At 53.3% G+C, this 15522-nt stretch carries 14 protein-coding genes; 8 read left to right on the top strand and 6 right to left on the bottom strand.

What is annotated here, in order from left to right; all coding sequences use genetic code 11:
- Positions 1–225: 225 nt before the first annotated feature.
- The 4 genes from glnA (at position 226) to INF77_RS18585 (ending at position 4499) form a co-directional block, all read left to right on the top strand.
- Complete coding sequence (glnA, locus tag INF77_RS18570) at positions 226–1635, top strand: glutamate--ammonia ligase (protein ID WP_008501856.1); 1410 nt, start codon at positions 226–228, stop codon at positions 1633–1635.
- 169 nt (positions 1636–1804) lie between these two features.
- Positions 1805–2854 carry a nitrogen regulation protein NR(II) gene (gene glnL / locus INF77_RS18575; RefSeq protein ID WP_014172250.1) on the top strand — a complete coding sequence of 350 codons (1050 nt, stop codon included), beginning with the start codon at positions 1805–1807 and terminating at the stop codon, positions 2852–2854.
- An 11-nt stretch (positions 2855–2865) separates the two neighbouring features.
- Complete coding sequence (gene glnG, locus INF77_RS18580) at positions 2866–4278, top strand: nitrogen regulation protein NR(I) (protein ID WP_028014893.1); 1413 nt, start codon at positions 2866–2868, stop codon at positions 4276–4278.
- Positions 4279–4388: 110 nt separating this feature from the next.
- A complete protein-coding gene (locus INF77_RS18585; protein ID WP_017382667.1) occupies positions 4389–4499 on the top strand; it encodes a YshB family small membrane protein in 111 nt (36 codons plus the stop codon).
- Positions 4500–4552: 53 nt separating this feature from the next.
- Here INF77_RS18585 and hemN read toward each other — a convergent pair whose 3' ends face one another.
- Together hemN and yihI are read right to left on the bottom strand one after the other, a co-directional pair.
- On the bottom strand, positions 4553–5926 hold the full coding sequence (hemN, locus tag INF77_RS18590) for an oxygen-independent coproporphyrinogen III oxidase (RefSeq protein WP_047362452.1): 1374 nt from the start codon (positions 5924–5926) through the stop codon (positions 4553–4555).
- Between the two features lie 188 nt (positions 5927–6114).
- On the bottom strand, positions 6115–6630 hold the full coding sequence (gene yihI / locus INF77_RS18595; protein ID WP_028014895.1) for a Der GTPase-activating protein YihI: 516 nt from the start codon (positions 6628–6630) through the stop codon (positions 6115–6117).
- A gap of 579 nt (positions 6631–7209) precedes the next feature.
- Here yihI and yihA point away from each other — a divergent pair.
- Positions 7210–7839 (top strand): ribosome biogenesis GTP-binding protein YihA/YsxC, encoded by a 630-nt coding sequence (yihA, locus tag INF77_RS18600; protein WP_045630625.1) that lies wholly within the window; start codon positions 7210–7212, stop codon positions 7837–7839.
- Positions 7840–8151: 312 nt separating this feature from the next.
- Here yihA and polA read toward each other — a convergent pair whose 3' ends face one another.
- Positions 8152–10944: a DNA polymerase I gene (polA, locus tag INF77_RS18605; protein ID WP_126327363.1), complete on the bottom strand. Its 2793-nt coding sequence runs from the start codon at positions 10942–10944 to the stop codon at positions 8152–8154.
- Positions 10945–11384: 440 nt separating this feature from the next.
- On the opposite strand from polA, the gene INF77_RS18610 reads away from it, so the two are divergent.
- The gene (locus INF77_RS18610) at positions 11385–12293 is read left to right on the top strand and encodes an acyltransferase (protein ID WP_193532467.1); all 909 of its coding nucleotides are present in this window, start codon (positions 11385–11387) and stop codon (positions 12291–12293) included.
- Positions 12294–12316: 23 nt separating this feature from the next.
- Here INF77_RS18610 and dsbA read toward each other — a convergent pair whose 3' ends face one another.
- The 3 genes from dsbA to INF77_RS18625 all read right to left on the bottom strand — a co-directional run bounded on the left by dsbA (position 12317) and on the right by INF77_RS18625 (position 14299).
- Positions 12317–12940, bottom strand: coding sequence for a thiol:disulfide interchange protein DsbA (dsbA, locus tag INF77_RS18615; RefSeq protein WP_028014899.1), 624 nt, complete (start codon positions 12938–12940; stop codon positions 12317–12319).
- A gap of 27 nt (positions 12941–12967) precedes the next feature.
- A complete protein-coding gene (locus INF77_RS18620; RefSeq protein ID WP_193532466.1) occupies positions 12968–13954 on the bottom strand; it encodes a serine/threonine protein kinase in 987 nt (328 codons plus the stop codon).
- A 75-nt stretch (positions 13955–14029) separates the two neighbouring features.
- The gene (locus INF77_RS18625; protein WP_008501866.1) at positions 14030–14299 is read right to left on the bottom strand and encodes a YihD family protein; all 270 of its coding nucleotides are present in this window, start codon (positions 14297–14299) and stop codon (positions 14030–14032) included.
- Positions 14300–14367: 68 nt separating this feature from the next.
- On the opposite strand from INF77_RS18625, the gene mobA reads away from it, so the two are divergent.
- Both mobA and mobB read left to right on the top strand, forming a co-directional pair.
- A complete protein-coding gene (mobA, locus tag INF77_RS18630) occupies positions 14368–14952 on the top strand; it encodes a molybdenum cofactor guanylyltransferase MobA (RefSeq protein ID WP_048959966.1) in 585 nt (194 codons plus the stop codon).
- Positions 14949–15452, top strand: coding sequence for a molybdopterin-guanine dinucleotide biosynthesis protein MobB (gene mobB, locus INF77_RS18635; protein ID WP_193532465.1), 504 nt, complete (start codon positions 14949–14951; stop codon positions 15450–15452). The genes mobA and mobB overlap by 4 nt, the downstream gene beginning before the upstream one ends.
- Positions 15453–15522: the final 70 nt, after the last annotated feature.

Genomic DNA, 15522 nt, shown 5'->3' on the forward strand with positions numbered 1-15522 from the left:
GCACCAATATGGTGCTTAATGTTCACATTGAAGCACTATACTGGTGCAACAAATCCATCATGGTGCAGCCCTTTTGCACTATGGTGCGCATGATAACGCCTTTTTGGGGTGTTTTAAAAGTTGGCACAGATTTCGCTTTATAAAAAATACATGGCAACAGCCAGTACCAACAGAAATTGAAGACCTCGTTACCACGACGACAATGACCAATCTGGAGAGTTAAGTATGTCCGCTGAACACGTTTTGACGATGCTGAACGAACATGAAGTGAAGTTTGTTGATCTGCGCTTCACCGATACCAAAGGTAAAGAACAGCACGTCACAATCCCTGCTCATCAGGTGAACGCCGAATTCTTTGAAGAAGGCAAAATGTTTGACGGCTCCTCCATTGGTGGCTGGAAAGGCATTAACGAATCCGACATGGTTCTGATGCCAGACGCAACCACTGCGGTCATTGATCCATTCTTCGAAGAACCAACCCTGATCATCCGCTGCGACATCCTCGAGCCAGGCACGCTGCAGGGCTACGACCGCGACCCACGTTCTATCGCAAAACGCGCTGAAGAGTACCTGCGTTCTACCGGCATCGCGGACACCGTTCTGTTCGGGCCAGAGCCAGAGTTCTTCCTGTTCGACGACATCCGCTTCGGTGCCTCTATTTCTGGCTCCCACGTGGCTATCGACGACATCGAAGGCGCATGGAACTCTTCCACCAAATACGAAGGTGGTAACAAAGGTCACCGTCCTGGTGTGAAAGGCGGTTACTTCCCGGTTCCTCCGGTCGACTCTGCGCAGGATATCCGTTCCACCATGTGTCTGGTGATGGAAGAGATGGGCCTGGTTGTTGAAGCGCACCACCACGAAGTGGCGACTGCGGGTCAGAACGAAGTGGCAACCCGCTTCAACACCATGACCAAAAAAGCGGACGAAATTCAGATCTACAAATACGTTGTGCACAACGTTGCGCACCGTTTCGGTAAAACCGCGACCTTCATGCCAAAACCAATGTTTGGCGACAACGGTTCCGGTATGCACTGCCACATGTCTCTGTCCAAGAACGGTACCAACCTGTTCTCTGGCGACAAATATGCCGGTCTGTCCGAGCAGGCGCTGTATTACATCGGTGGTGTTATCAAACACGCTAAAGCGATCAACGCCCTGGCGAACCCAACCACTAACTCCTACAAGCGTCTGGTCCCGGGCTACGAAGCCCCAGTTATGCTGGCCTACTCTGCGCGTAACCGTTCTGCTTCCATCCGTATCCCGGTGGTGGCGTCTCCGAAAGCGCGTCGTATCGAAGTGCGCTTCCCGGACCCAGCGGCTAACCCATACCTGTGCTTCGCAGCGCTGCTGATGGCCGGTCTGGACGGTATCAAGAACAAGATCCACCCAGGCGAAGCGATGGACAAAAACCTGTACGACCTGCCGCCAGAAGAAGCGAAAGAGATCCCACAGGTTGCTGGCTCTCTGGAAGAAGCCCTGCAGGCGCTGGATGCAGACCGCGAGTTCCTGACTGCGGGTGGCGTATTCACTGACGACGCTATCGATGCTTACATCGCCCTGCGCACTGAAGAGAACGACCGCGTGCGTATGACTCCGCATCCGGTTGAGTTCGAACTGTACTACAGCGTTTAATTTAGTTGTTTTACCCGGCGTCAAAAGCGCCGGGGGTAGTTGCCGTGGAAACTTTTAGCCCATCTCCGGATGGGCTTTTTTCTCCACCAACAACCTGATCTCACGCGCTTTTTACGCCGAAACCGCTATACTGCACTAAAACAGTGCAACGACTCCAGGAGACTGCTGAATGGCAACTGGCACGCTGCCCGATGCTGGGCAGATCCTCAATTCTTTGATTAACAGCATCCTGCTGGTCGACGACGAGCTGGCCGTCCATTACGCCAACCCGGCGGCGCAACAGCTGCTCGCCCAGAGTTCACGCAAACTGTTTGGCACCCCGCTTCCTGAGTTGTTGAGCTATTTCTCGCTGAATATTGGCCTGATGCAGGAGAGTTTGCAGGCCGGTCAGGGGTTCACCGATAACGAAGTCACGCTGGTGATCGACGGGCGCTCACATATTCTTTCCCTTACCGCGCAACGTTTGCCGGAAGGACTGATCCTGCTGGAAATGGCGCCGATGGATAATCAGCGTCGCCTGAGCCAGGAGCAGCTTCAGCATGCGCAGCAAATTGCCGCCCGTGACCTGGTGCGCGGTCTGGCGCATGAAATCAAAAACCCGCTGGGTGGATTACGCGGCGCGGCGCAGCTTCTGACCAAAGCCCTGCCCGACCCTGCGCTGGCGGAGTACACCAACGTCATCATTGAGCAGGCGGACCGCCTGCGTAACCTGGTCGATCGCCTGCTCGGACCGCAGCAGCCGGGTATGCACGTTTCAGAAAGCATTCATAAAGTCGCTGAACGGGTGGTGAAGCTCGTCTCTATGGAGCTGCCGGAGAACGTCACGCTGGTGCGTGATTACGACCCAAGCCTGCCGGAACTGGCGCATGACCCGGACCAGATTGAGCAGGTTCTGCTGAATATTGTGCGCAATGCCCTGCAGGCGCTGGGGCCGGAAGGCGGCGAGATTATTTTACGCACCCGCACCGCCTTCCAGCTTACGCTGCACGGCGTGCGCTATCGTCTGGCGGCACGCATCGACGTTGAGGATAACGGGCCTGGCATTCCTTCTCATCTGCAGGACACCCTGTTCTACCCAATGGTCAGCGGGCGCGAAGGCGGTACGGGACTGGGCTTATCTATCGCCCGCAGCTTGATCGATCAGCACTCCGGAAAAATTGAATTTACCAGTTGGCCGGGACATACCGAGTTTTCGGTTTTCCTGCCGATTAAAAAATAAAGGTGACGTTTATGCAACGAGGGATAGTCTGGGTAGTCGATGACGATAGCTCCATCCGTTGGGTGCTTGAACGCGCGCTCACAGGGGCAGGTTTAAGCTGCACGACGTTTGAGAGCGGCAGCGAGGTGCTCGACGCACTCACCACCAAAACGCCGGACGTTCTGCTGTCGGATATTCGCATGCCGGGCATGGACGGGCTGGCGCTGTTAAAGCAGATCAAACAGCGCCATCCTATGCTTCCGGTCATCATAATGACGGCTCATTCCGACCTGGATGCCGCGGTGAGCGCCTATCAGCAAGGGGCGTTCGATTACCTGCCCAAACCGTTTGATATCGACGAAGCGGTGGCGCTGGTTGAGCGCGCGATTAGCCACTACCAGGAGCAACAACAGCCGCGCCACGCACCCGATTTTGGGCCAACCACCGACATCATCGGCGAAGCGCCGGCGATGCAGGACGTGTTTCGCATTATTGGCCGTCTGTCCCGCTCGTCCATCAGCGTGTTGATTAACGGGGAATCGGGTACAGGTAAAGAGCTGGTGGCGCATGCGTTACATCGCCACAGCCCGCGGGCAAAAGCGCCGTTTATCGCCCTGAACATGGCGGCGATCCCGAAGGATTTGATTGAGTCCGAGCTGTTCGGCCACGAAAAAGGGGCGTTTACCGGCGCGAATACCATTCGCCAGGGGCGCTTTGAGCAGGCTGACGGCGGCACGCTGTTCCTGGACGAGATCGGCGATATGCCGCTGGACGTTCAAACTCGCCTGCTGCGCGTGCTGGCCGACGGGCAGTTTTACCGCGTGGGCGGCTATGCGCCGGTGAAGGTGGACGTGCGCATTATCGCCGCGACACACCAGAACCTGGAGCTGCGCGTGCAGGAGGGCAAATTCCGTGAGGATTTATTCCATCGCCTGAACGTGATCCGCGTCCACCTGCCGCCGCTGCGCGAGCGTCGGGAAGATATCCCGCGCCTGGCGCGTCATTTCCTGCAGGTGGCGGCCCGCGAGCTGGGCGTGGAAGCCAAGCAGCTTCACCCGGAAACCGATGCCGCCCTCACCCGTCTGGCGTGGCCGGGCAACGTACGCCAGCTGGAAAACACCTGCCGCTGGCTGACCGTGATGGCCGCCGGCCAGGAAGTGTTGATTCAGGATCTCCCTGCCGAACTGTTTGAGGCCACCGCGCCCGAAAGCAGCACCGGGCACGCACTGCCGGACAGCTGGGCAACGCTGCTGGCGCAGTGGGCCGACCGCGCGCTGCGTTCCGGTCATCAAAACCTGCTGTCTGAGGCTCAGCCAGAGATGGAGCGTACGCTGTTGACCACCGCGCTTCGTCATACGCAGGGCCATAAGCAGGAAGCGGCGCGCCTGCTGGGATGGGGACGTAATACCCTGACGCGCAAGCTGAAAGAGCTGGGAATGGAGTGATCGTACACCGCTGTGTAAAGGTTATTAATTGAGCGCAAATTGCCGTTATTTTGCGCTTTACTGTTCCGATGAGTTTTGTATGATCGTGCCCGGAAATTGGGGGAACCATCATGCTGGAATCATTAGTGACTTTACTGTCGAGCGGAGCAGCTGAAAGCCACACGCCGCAAACCGCTGTTGCTGCGGTATTATGTGCGGCGCTGGTTGGGCTGTTTAGCTAGCAGGTTGAAATGTAAAAGCCGGGTAGCGGCTTCGCCTTACCCGGCTTTGCGCCTTAAATCACTCGTGAAAACTGCTGCATACGCGCCTTCTGGCGCAGATACGCGTCAAAGCACATGCAGATATTACGGATCAACAGACGCCCTTTCGGCGTGACCTCAATCGCGTTCTCCGACACATCCACCAGCCCGTCTTTCGCCAGCGGCGCAATCAGCTTCAGGTCTTCCGCAAAATATTCGCTGAATGTCAGATCCCACTGTGCTTCCACGTCGCTAAAGTCGAGACGGAAGTTGCAGATAAGCGCCTTAATCACATCACGACGAATGCAGTCGTCACGGGTCAGCGCGATGCCGCGCCATAGCGCGTTGCCGGTTGCATCAACCTGCTGGTAGTAGAGCTTCAGCTCTTTCTGGTTCTGCGCGTAGCAATCACCGATCATGCTGATGGCGGAGACACCCATGCCGAGCAGATCGGTATCGCCCTGAGTGGTGTAACCCTGGAAGTTGCGGTGCAGAACGCCGTCACGCTGGGCAATCGCCAGCTCGTCATCCGGACGGGCAAAGTGATCCATGCCGATAAATTGATAGCCGCTCTCGGTCAGAGAAGTGATAGTTTCCTGCAGGATATCCAGCTTCTGCTGGGCAGAAGGCAAATCGGCATCTTTGATTTTGCGCTGGGCGGCGAATAGCGTCGGCAGGTGCGCGTAGTTAAAGACGCTCAGGCGGTCCGGGCTAAGTTCAGCCACGCGCTTCAGCGTGAAGGCGAAGCTCTCCGGCGTCTGCTTTGGCAGGCCGTAAATCAGGTCGATGTTGGTCGAGGTAAAGCCGATGTCACGCGCGTGGTTGAGTAAGGCGAAGATAAATTCCTCGTCCTGCTCGCGGTTGACCAGACGCTGCACCTCTTTATTGAAATCCTGCACGCCCATGCTCAGACGATTAAAGCCTTCGGCGCGTAAGTGATCCAGTACATCCAGCTCAATTTCACGCGGATCGACTTCGATCGAGATTTCAGCGTCGTCGTTAAAATTGAAATTTCCGCGCAGCAGCGTCATCAGGCGGCTTATTTGCGCCTTATTGAGATACGTTGGCGTGCCTCCCCCCCAGTGAAGCTGGCTGACGTGACGACCTTTAAAAAGCGGTGCGCGGTGCACAATTTCCTGTTCGAGCGCATCGAGGTATTGATCGGCTTTATGCTGCTGACGGGTCACGATTTTATTGCAGCCGCAGAAGTAGCAGAGCTTGTGGCAGAACGGAATATGGACGTAGAGCGACAGCGGACGCTCTGGATAGCGCGCGACGGCCTGCTGAAAATCCTCCTCGCCGAAGGCATCGGAGAACTCCAGCGCGGTGGGGTATGAGGTATAACGCGGCCCGGAATAGTTATACTTCTGGATTAGGGCCAAATCCCAGTCGATAGTTGGTGCTGACATGCTCACTCCTTCCGTTGGTGTCGCGTTCGTATACGGCGGCCCGTTCTGGCCCCATCGCGGGCCATCATTCGGGTGCGCAGCCACTTCTGTCGCCGCGACAACCGCCGTAGTTTAACGAATAACCACACCAGATAACATATAACCGGAAGGGTTATAAGCAGGACTATCGTGCCTGCCGGGTGCAAATGTTAGTTTCCACCTTTCAGAAGACGCATCATATCTTCCTGCTTTTCTTCTTCCTCTTCGTCGTCTTCGTCATCGTAAGACAGACCCAGCTTCTGCATCAGCTCATCAATGCGGTCCAGTTTGGCATCTACCCATGACTGCTCTTCGGCGGTCAGGGTTTCACCCTCTTCAAGACGTTCCAGCAGCGCGTCCAGGCGCTCATCGTTCTCCAGCATATCCAGCTCAGCCTGCGGTGAAAGCATAGGTTTCTCGCTCTTTGGTTTGTGCTGCTTAGTGACCGGGGTGTCTGTCACGCCCAGTGGAATGGGAGTTTTACTGCCGATACGAGGGTCTTTCTGCTGTTTGCCTTTTGCAGAAGCGCCCGCTGCACCACCGCCGTTGGCACGGCTACCCGCAGCATGGCCACGATGCTTCTTATCGCGTTTGCGATCGCGCGCTTCCTGGTTTAGTTCTTCGCGCGTTTTGCGGCGTGCTTTTGCAGGGCGTTTCGCGCCCGCAGCGGAGGTTGGTTTTTTCATGATGTTTTATCTTAAAGTCGTTTTCTTCAGTATAGAATTGCGGCGAAATCTAGCAGAAAGCAAGCAAAGAAAAAAGGCGACAGAGCAATCTGTCGCCTTTTTTCCTGACTCACAACCCTTAACGGGTCAGACATTCCGTGTTTGCCTACAACAAACCCTGTTTATCCCTTGGCTACTACCGTCCGTGATACGGTTCCGTTTCCTGTTAAAAACGCCTCCAGGCGCTGGTCGTCCTGACTATCCTGCGTCTTCGCCTCCTGGCGCTCCTGACCCTAATCCTTAAGTCGATTTCCTGTTGGCTTCCTCGCCTTGCCGCATACTTTACCTTGTTCCGTTAAACTAACAAGCAACTAAACGGTACAAATACGGATTTTCAGATAATTACCTGGAAATAAGCTTATGATTTAAAACAGTTTGCATTTTTTAACGCCTGCGAATTCTCTGAAATCTCCCATAGCAACATTAGCCGATCTCTTACAGCCGTTTGGGCATTCGCCTGCAAGCCTCGTGCAATGAGAAAAGCCTTTTGCCCGCATTCGGGTATAATCCCTCCAGATTACGATTTTTGGAGACGACCACGTGACTACCTGGAACTACCAACAGACGCATTTTGTCACCAGTGCGCCCGATATTCGCCACCTGCCTTCTGATACCGGTATTGAAGTGGCATTTGCTGGCCGCTCAAATGCGGGGAAATCCAGCGCCCTGAATACGCTGACCAATCAGAAGAACCTGGCGCGTACCTCAAAAACACCTGGCCGTACCCAGCTGATTAACCTCTTTGAAGTGGCTGAAGGCAAACGCCTCGTAGACTTGCCGGGATACGGCTACGCGCAGGTGCCTGAAGAGATGAAGATCAAGTGGCAGCGTGCGCTGGGCGAATACCTGGAAAAGCGCTTGTGCCTGAAAGGTCTGGTGGTGCTGATGGATATTCGTCACCCGCTAAAAGATCTCGATCAGCAGATGATCGACTGGGCCGTAGCAAGCGATATTGCCGTGCTGGTGCTGCTGACGAAAGCCGACAAGCTGGCAAGCGGCGCGCGTAAAGCGCAGGTGAATATGGTTCGCGAAGCGGTACTGGCCTTCAATGGCGATGTACAGGTTGAGCCTTTCTCTTCGCTGAAAAAACAGGGCGTGGACAAGCTGCGTCAGAAGCTCGACAGCTGGTTTAACGAGCTGGAACCCGCGACGGAAGCGGAAGAAGAGTAATACCGAGCGCGGCGATGTCCGCGCTTTTTTTTGCCCGAACTTTTCTTTGCCGCAATAAAAAACGCCCCAGTCATTACTGACTGGGGCGGCTAAAATATTCAGCCAAATCCGATTACGTGAAGTAAAAGGTCTGAAAGATAGAACATCTTACCTCTGTACCCTACGTCGATAACTCTACCCCTTTTTTTGCTGTAGAAAAAGCACTTTTTGTAGTTTTTTTTCATTCTTTACATAGGGAATTCTAATGATCGTCACAAAACGCGCGTTGTTATGTTGCTAACTTACATAAAAAGCGCGTTATTCACAGAACCTTTAGTGAGCCTGATCCCAGTTTTCACCACTTCCCACTTCCACCAGCAACGGCACGTCTAGCGTCATGCTGCTTTCCATGAGTTCGTGGATCTTTTTCGACACAATATCGAGATCGTCTTTGTGCACTTCAAACACCAGTTCATCGTGTACCTGCATGATCATTTTCACGCGCGGCTTCTCTTTCTCCAGCCAGGCATCAACAGCGATCATTGCGCGCTTGATGATGTCCGCTGCGGTACCCTGCATCGGGGCGTTGATCGCCGCACGCTCTGCGCCAGCGCGGCGCGCCGCGTTGCTGGATTTGATGTCCGGGAGATAGAGACGACGGCCATCCAGGGTTTCAACGTAACCTTTCTCTTTCGCCTGCGCGCGGGTGCGTTCCATATATTCCAGAACGCCCGGATAACGCTCGAAGTAAAGATCCATATACTTCTGCGACTCTTTGCGCGGAATGTTTAGCTGGCGTGAAAGGCCAAACGCGCTCATGCCGTAGATTAGACCGAAGTTGATCGCTTTTGCACTGCGGCGCTGTTCGTTGGTCACGTTGTCCAGCGGTAAACCAAAGACCTCCGCCGCGGTCGCCCGGTGGATGTCTTTCCCTTCCGCAAATGCCGTCAGCAGACCTTTATCGCGGGACAGGTGCGCCATAATGCGCAGTTCAATTTGCGAGTAGTCAGCCGAGACAATCAGGTAGTCATCAGGAGCTATAAAGGCCTGACGAATGCGGCGCCCTTCCTCATTACGCACCGGAATGTTCTGCAGGTTAGGATCGGTTGACGAGAGACGACCGGTCGCCGCCACAGCCTGATGATATGAGGTGTGCACACGGCCCGTTTTCGGGTTGATCATCAGTGGAAGTTTGTCCGTGTAGGTAGACTTCAGCTTCGCGAGACCGCGGTACTGCAGAATCACTTTTGGCAGCGGGTAGTCCAGCGCCAGCTCTTCCAGCACCTCTTCAGAGGTTGAAGGCGCACCGCCAGGGGTTTTCTTCAGCGGCTTGATGCCCTGCTTTTCAAACAGGATAGTTTGCAGCTGTTTCGGTGAAGAGAGGTTAAACGGCTCGCCGGCAAGGTCATGCGCTTTCTGCTCGAGCTCAGTCAAACGCTGCGCGAGCTCGCCAGAGTGGTTATGCAGCACCGTTGGGTCGATCTTAACGCCATTGCGTTCGATACGGGACAGCACGGGCACCAGCGGCATTTCAATATGCTGGAATACGTTCAGCGGACCTTCGTGCTTCTGCAGTTTTGGCCACATCTTCAGATGCAGTTGCAGCGTGACGTCGGCATCTTCCGCCGCGTAGCGCCCTGCTTCTTCAAGAGCAATCTGGTTAAAGGTGAGCTGATTTTTCCCTTTACCGGCAATCTCTTCAAAGGTAATGGTTTTGTGCTTGAGCCAGCGGTCAGATAAGGAATCCATATCATGACGGCCCGCCACGCTGTCCAGAATGTAGGATTCGAGCATAGTGTCAAAGGCAATCCCGCGCAGCTCAATGCCGTAGTTCTGCAGAATGCCGCGGTCGTACTTGAGGTTTTGACCAACCTTCAGCGCCTTTTCGTCTTCCAGAATCGGCTTCAGTAGCTCAAGCGCGCGCTCTCGGGAGATCTGCTCCGGCGCATCCAGGTAGTCGTGCGCCACGGGAACGTAGGCGGCAATACCCGGCTCTGTCGCAAAGGACAATCCCACCATATTGGCTGAGATGTTGTCGAGGCTGTCTGTTTCGGTGTCAAAGGCAAAGACCGGCGCTTTTTTCAGTTTCTCGATCCAGGCGATCAGCTGTGACTCTTCCAGAATGGTTTCGTAGTTGTCGAAGGAGAGCGCTGCGGCTTCTTCTTCCGCCTGATCTTCGGCATCAACGACAATCGTCTCTTTCGGCTTAGCAGCAGGTTTGGCCCCTTTTGCCTGCAGCCATTTACCGGCTTCTACGTCAGTGGTCCAGCGCTTGAATTCGTATTTCTTAAACAGGCTCAGCAGGTCGTCAGCGGAAGGCTGTTGCACTTCCAGCTGCTCACAGCCCAGTTCCAGCTCCACATCGGTTTTGATCGTTGCCAGCTTATAGGAGAGATAAGCCACCTCTTTGTTCTCTTCCAGCTTCCCGGCCATGGTTTTTGCGCCACGGAAGGAAAGTCCGGCGATTTTGTCTGGTTCAGCGTAGAGCGTGTCCAGACCACCCAGCCCCTGAAGCAGTGCCTGCGCGGTTTTTTCACCGACGCCAGGAACGCCAGGAATGTTATCCGAGGAGTCGCCCATCAACGCGAGGAAGTCGATAATCAGCTCTGGCGGCACGCCATACTTAGTGACAACTTCTTCTGGCCCCAGAATGGTGTTGGTCATGGTGTTGATCAGGGTAATACCTGGCGTCACCAGCTGCGCCATATCTTTATCACCGGTGCTGATCAGCACCGGACGGCCCATTTTTTCAGCTTCACGCGCCAGCGTACCGATGACGTCGTCAGCCTCCACGCCAGAGACGGCCAGCAGCGGCAGGCCCATTGCTTTCACCATGGCGTGCAGTGGCTCAATCTGCGCACGCAGATCGTCAGGCATTGGCGGACGATGGGATTTGTAATGTTCGAACAGCTCATCGCGGAAGGTTTTGCCTTTCGCATCAAAAACGACAGCCGCATGGGTGGGCTGATACTGAAGAATCAGGCTGCGCAGCATGTTCAGCACGCCGTACATCGCGCCGGTAGGTTCCCCTGCGCTATTGGTCAGAGGAGGAAACGCATGGTACGCCCGATACAGGTAAGAAGAGCCGTCGACGAGAATAAGTGGGTTTTCTGGGATCTGAACCATAATGTCCGTGCCTTTAATCAATTTATGCGTAAAGGATGCCACAGAAGGATGAAAACATCAGTTATTCAGGTTCGATACAGGAAAAGATTTTGCGATCGTGAGGATCGCTCGCAAAATTCAAACTGTGGATAAGTTTGTGAATATTTTCACTTCAAATGAAAAACAGATACTTAAAGCAGGCGCGCGTTGAGAATAAATTATTACATATCATAATGTTAACAACTAACACTGCATGAAAATAGCCTGCTGATGGCAATTTAGTCTATGTGGATATAAGTCCTGATTAGCGCACAATATTAGAGAAATCTTCTGCTTCAGGGGAAAAGCCGTCTATTGACGATATGAAAGCGCCATAATTTTGTCACTTTTCTGATAAAATCAGCCCCCGGCACCGTATCATCGGCCGGTCCATTAAAGCTAACCACCTGAAAAAGCTCATCATGTCGAGATTGCTCGCTGCAATAACATTACCGCTAAGCATCATTTTAACTATTCTGGTGACGATTGCGTGTTCTGTGCCAATCATTATCGCCGGGATCGTTAAACTGCTGCTGCCTGTGCCTGCGGTGTGGCGATCCGTCTCTGCGTTTTGTAATTTCATGATGTATTGCTGGTGTGAAGGGCTAGCGATCCTGCTGTGCCTGAATCCGCATCTGAAATGGGATGTCGAAGGGCTTGAGAGCCTCAACAAAAAGAACTGGTACCTGCTGATTTGCAATCATCACAGCTGGGCGGACATCGTGGTGTTATGCGTGCTTTTTCGCAAACATATCCCGATGAACAAGTACTTCCTGAAGCAGCAGCTCGCCTGGGTGCCCTTTATCGGGCTGGCCTGCTGGGCGCTTGATATGCCGTTTATGAAACGCTATTCGCGCAGCTATCTGATTCGTCATCCGGAGCGTCGCGGTAAGGATGTGGAGACCACGCGCCGCTCCTGTGAAAAGTTTCGCGCACATCCAACGACCATCGTGAACTTTGTTGAAGGCTCACGGTTTACGGAAGATAAACGTCAACGAACACGCTCCCCTTATCAGAACCTGCTTCCGCCAAAGGCGGCGGGTATTGCGATGGCGCTTAATGTGCTGGGTGCACAGTTCGATAAACTTCTGAACGTTACGCTCTGCTATCCGGAAAATGACAGGACGCCATTCTTCGATATGCTAAGCGGCAAGCTGACGCGCATTGTTGTTCGGGTGAATTTAGTGCCGATCGATGCCGGGCTGCACGGTGACTACGTTAACGATAAGAATTTCAAACGTGGTTTCCAGCAGTGGCTTAATACGCTCTGGAAAGAGAAAGACGAACAGATAGACAGCATTAAATCTTCATACAAAAACGCCGGTCAGTGACCGGCGTTTTCATATCAACGAAATTACTTCTTCTCAACCAGGTATTTCACGGTATCAGCATACTGCTGTACGAAAATATCCATGCTGCTGGTGTCCATGCCCTGCATGTTCAGCTGATATTTGCCGTTAACAAACATCGCCGGAACGCCCTGAAGCTGCAGATCAGCGGCCGCTTTTTCCTGCTGAGCAACCAGAGATTTCACTACAAAGCTGTTCCACGCGGCGTCGTACTCTTCACCTTTCACACCGGCATCAACGAACACTTTGCGGATATCCGCAGTGGTCTGAACGGTCTGGGTTTTCTGTACGGCTTCGAACATTGGAGCAGTGATTTTATCTTCCACGCCCAGCGCCATCGCAACCGCCCACGCCTGAGTCAGGTCTTTACCCAACGGGCCCAGGAACTCAACGTGGTACTTGGTCATTTTGGTGCCTTCCGGCAGCTTCTTCTTCACGTTGTCAGAAACATGCAGCACCTCTTCGAATTGATAGCAGTGCGGGCAATAGAATGAGAAGAACTCCAGAACCTGTGGCTCGCCAGCAACCGGCTTTTCCAGCGTGATAAACTGTTTACCGTCGGTAAACTGCGCAGCAGAAGCGCTAAATGCCAGAATCATACCTGCCAGCGCCAGCCAAATTTTTTTCATGATTAACTCTCTCCTGGGTGTGTCCAATTAATACATCGGCGTTAATTGCAGAGGGGGTTCCTGAAGAACCTTAACCTGCTGAGTGAATGTAGATATCTGGCTGCGCCAGTAATCTTCTCCGGTAAGCCACGGGAAATTACGAGGAAATGCGGGGTCGTCCCAACGCCTGATTAACCATGCGAGATAATAAACAAAACGCATCGCACGTAAAGGCTCAATCAGGGCAATTTCGTCTGAATTAAACGGGCTAAATTCTTCATAGGCTTCAATAATCGTTTCAAGCTGCATGCGCTGCTCGGCTTTGTCGCCATTGAGCAGCATCCACAGATCCTGAACCGCTGGTCCCATACGCGCATCGTCGAGATCGACAAACAGCGGTCCATCGCGCCAGAGAATATTTCCGGCGTGACAATCGCCATGCAGGCGCAGAACGGAAATATCATCACGCCAGCAGGTTTTCACCGCAGCAATAAGCTTATCGGTGGCGTTGAGGAAATCATCCTTTAACGCAGCGGGGATCAGCGCAGACGTTTCGAATATCTGACGTGGTTCGGTGAGATATTCATGAATCCCGATCGTTGGTCGGGCAGTGAACGCTGTTTTACGTCCCGTCTGATGAATGCGTCCCAGATAGCGAGCAACCCACTCCATCTGATCGATATTATCCGCTTCAAACTGGCGGCCACCCAGACTGGGAAATACGGCGTAGTAAAACCCTTCATGCTTGAGCAGCGTTTGGTTATTGAACTTTATCGGCGCGGCAACGGGGACGTCATCAACCAGCAGATCGTGAGCAAACTGGTGCTCCTCCTGAATTTGCTGTGCAGACCAACGTTCAGGGCGATAGAACTTTACGACGAAGCGCTGACGATCCTCGTCCTGAAATTGATAGACGCGGTTTTCGTAGCTGTTTAACGGAGTTAGCCCGGAATCCACACGAATACCCTGTTCAAACAGGGCATCCATAATGGTATCCGGGTGTAGTGTCTGGAAAGTAAAAGCCTGGTCGTTCATCCGATCATCCGGAAATTATACGAATGATTCAGGATATCATCTTGTAGCGATTTCGGTGGCTCCGCTTACAAGCTTTTACTCTTTAATTACGCCTCGGGCGCGCAGCAATGCAGTTTTAAAATCTTCCTCATAATCCTTCTGAATACCAGGAATAACAGCATCTTTGGCTGAGTCGCGCATTTTGAGGTGGTAGATCAGGATGTCGTCAGAAAGGTCTGCCAGATCGCCGTCAAAACCTGACTCTTTTGCCAGTTTCTGTAAGAATTGCATCAGATTCAGCTCTGGCTCTTTTTGCCAGGCTGGCTGGAGGAGTTCAATGACTTCATTCAGACGTTTACATTTCATGGTGGTGCTCCTTTCATTTAGAGTGACACGTTAGCAGGGTCAATCCCACAATAAAAGAGGCGATATTCGTGAATCTTAGCCTGGAAATCACTGGGGTCGTTCTGGCAGGCGGCAGAGCTACGCGGATGGGCGGGGAAGATAAGGGGCTTCAGCTCCTGAAAGGCAAGCCCTTATGGCAGCATGTCGCTGATACGCTTGTCGATCAGGTGTCAGCAATGGCGCTGAGCGCAAATCGCCATATCGATATTTACCAGCGCAGCGGGTTTCCCGTTTATCAGGATAATCTCGCAGATTTTCCGGGGCCGCTGGCCGGTATGCTTTCGGTGATGCAGCAGTCGCAGGGAGAGTGGTTTCTCTTTTGTTCGTGTGATACGCCTTTTATACCCACCTGCCTGGTGGAACGGATGGTGCAACAGCGAGGTGATTCACCCGTGGTCTGGGTGCATGACGGCGAGCGCGACCACCCAACTATCGCGCTCATTAACCGATCCATGATTCCTGCTATGAGCGACTATCTGGCTTCCGGAGAACGAAGAGTGATGGTGTTTATGCGTAAGGTCGGCGGACATGCTGTTGATTTTAGCGACATGAAAACATCGTTCGTGAATGTGAACACAATAGAAGATTTACAGGCCATGCAGGAGAAGAGATGAACTCTGTTTTAGCCATTTCCGCCTGGAGTGGGACAGGAAAAACCACGTTGCTGAAAAAACTGATACCCGCGCTGTGCGCCCGCGGTATTCGTCCTGGCTTGATTAAGCATACTCACCATAATATGGATGTCGATAAGCCGGGCAAAGATAGCTATGAGCTGCGCAAAGCGGGTGCCGCGCAGACAATGGTAGCAAGCAACCAGCGTTGGGCATTGATGACAGAAACGCCGGATGAGGCGCCGCTTGATCTCGCTTATCTGGTCAGCCGGATGGATCATGCCACGCTGGATCTGGTGCTGGTTGAGGGATTTAAGCATGAGGCCGTGCCTAAGATCCTGCTGTTCAGAAGTGATGCCGGGCATGACATCAGCGAGTTAACGCTGGATGAGCATGTGATTGCGGTGGCCAGCGATGTTGCTCTCGATATTGAGGTTCCGGTGCTGGATTTAAATGATGAGGATGGGATTGCTGAGTTTATTGTGAAGTGGTGTGCGGTCTGACTTGCCGGGTGGCGGCTTCGCCTTACCCGGCCTACATTTTTCGGTATATAAACGCAAAAAGGCCATCCTT

Source organism: Enterobacter cloacae complex sp. P1B (assembly GCF_014982345.1).
Lineage (GTDB): Bacteria > Pseudomonadota > Gammaproteobacteria > Enterobacterales > Enterobacteriaceae > Enterobacter > Enterobacter bugandensis.

Coding starts and splice junctions, on each gene's coding strand:
- glnA (WP_008501856.1), top strand. CDS start 226: ATGTCCGCTGAACACGTTTTGACGATGCTGAACGAACATGAAGTGAAG.
- glnL (WP_014172250.1), top strand. CDS start 1,805: ATGGCAACTGGCACGCTGCCCGATGCTGGGCAGATCCTCAATTCTTTG.
- glnG (WP_028014893.1), top strand. CDS start 2,866: ATGCAACGAGGGATAGTCTGGGTAGTCGATGACGATAGCTCCATCCGT.
- INF77_RS18585 (WP_017382667.1), top strand. CDS start 4,389: ATGCTGGAATCATTAGTGACTTTACTGTCGAGCGGAGCAGCTGAAAGC.
- hemN (WP_047362452.1), bottom strand. CDS start 5,926: ATGTCAGCACCAACTATCGACTGGGATTTGGCCCTAATCCAGAAGTAT.
- yihI (WP_028014895.1), bottom strand. CDS start 6,630: ATGAAAAAACCAACCTCCGCTGCGGGCGCGAAACGCCCTGCAAAAGCA.
- polA (WP_126327363.1), bottom strand. CDS start 10,944: ATGGTTCAGATCCCAGAAAACCCACTTATTCTCGTCGACGGCTCTTCT.
- INF77_RS18610 (WP_193532467.1), top strand. CDS start 11,385: ATGTCGAGATTGCTCGCTGCAATAACATTACCGCTAAGCATCATTTTA.
- dsbA (WP_028014899.1), bottom strand. CDS start 12,940: ATGAAAAAAATTTGGCTGGCGCTGGCAGGTATGATTCTGGCATTTAGC.
- INF77_RS18620 (WP_193532466.1), bottom strand. CDS start 13,954: ATGAACGACCAGGCTTTTACTTTCCAGACACTACACCCGGATACCATT.
- INF77_RS18625 (WP_008501866.1), bottom strand. CDS start 14,299: ATGAAATGTAAACGTCTGAATGAAGTCATTGAACTCCTCCAGCCAGCC.
- mobB (WP_193532465.1), top strand. CDS start 14,949: ATGAACTCTGTTTTAGCCATTTCCGCCTGGAGTGGGACAGGAAAAACC.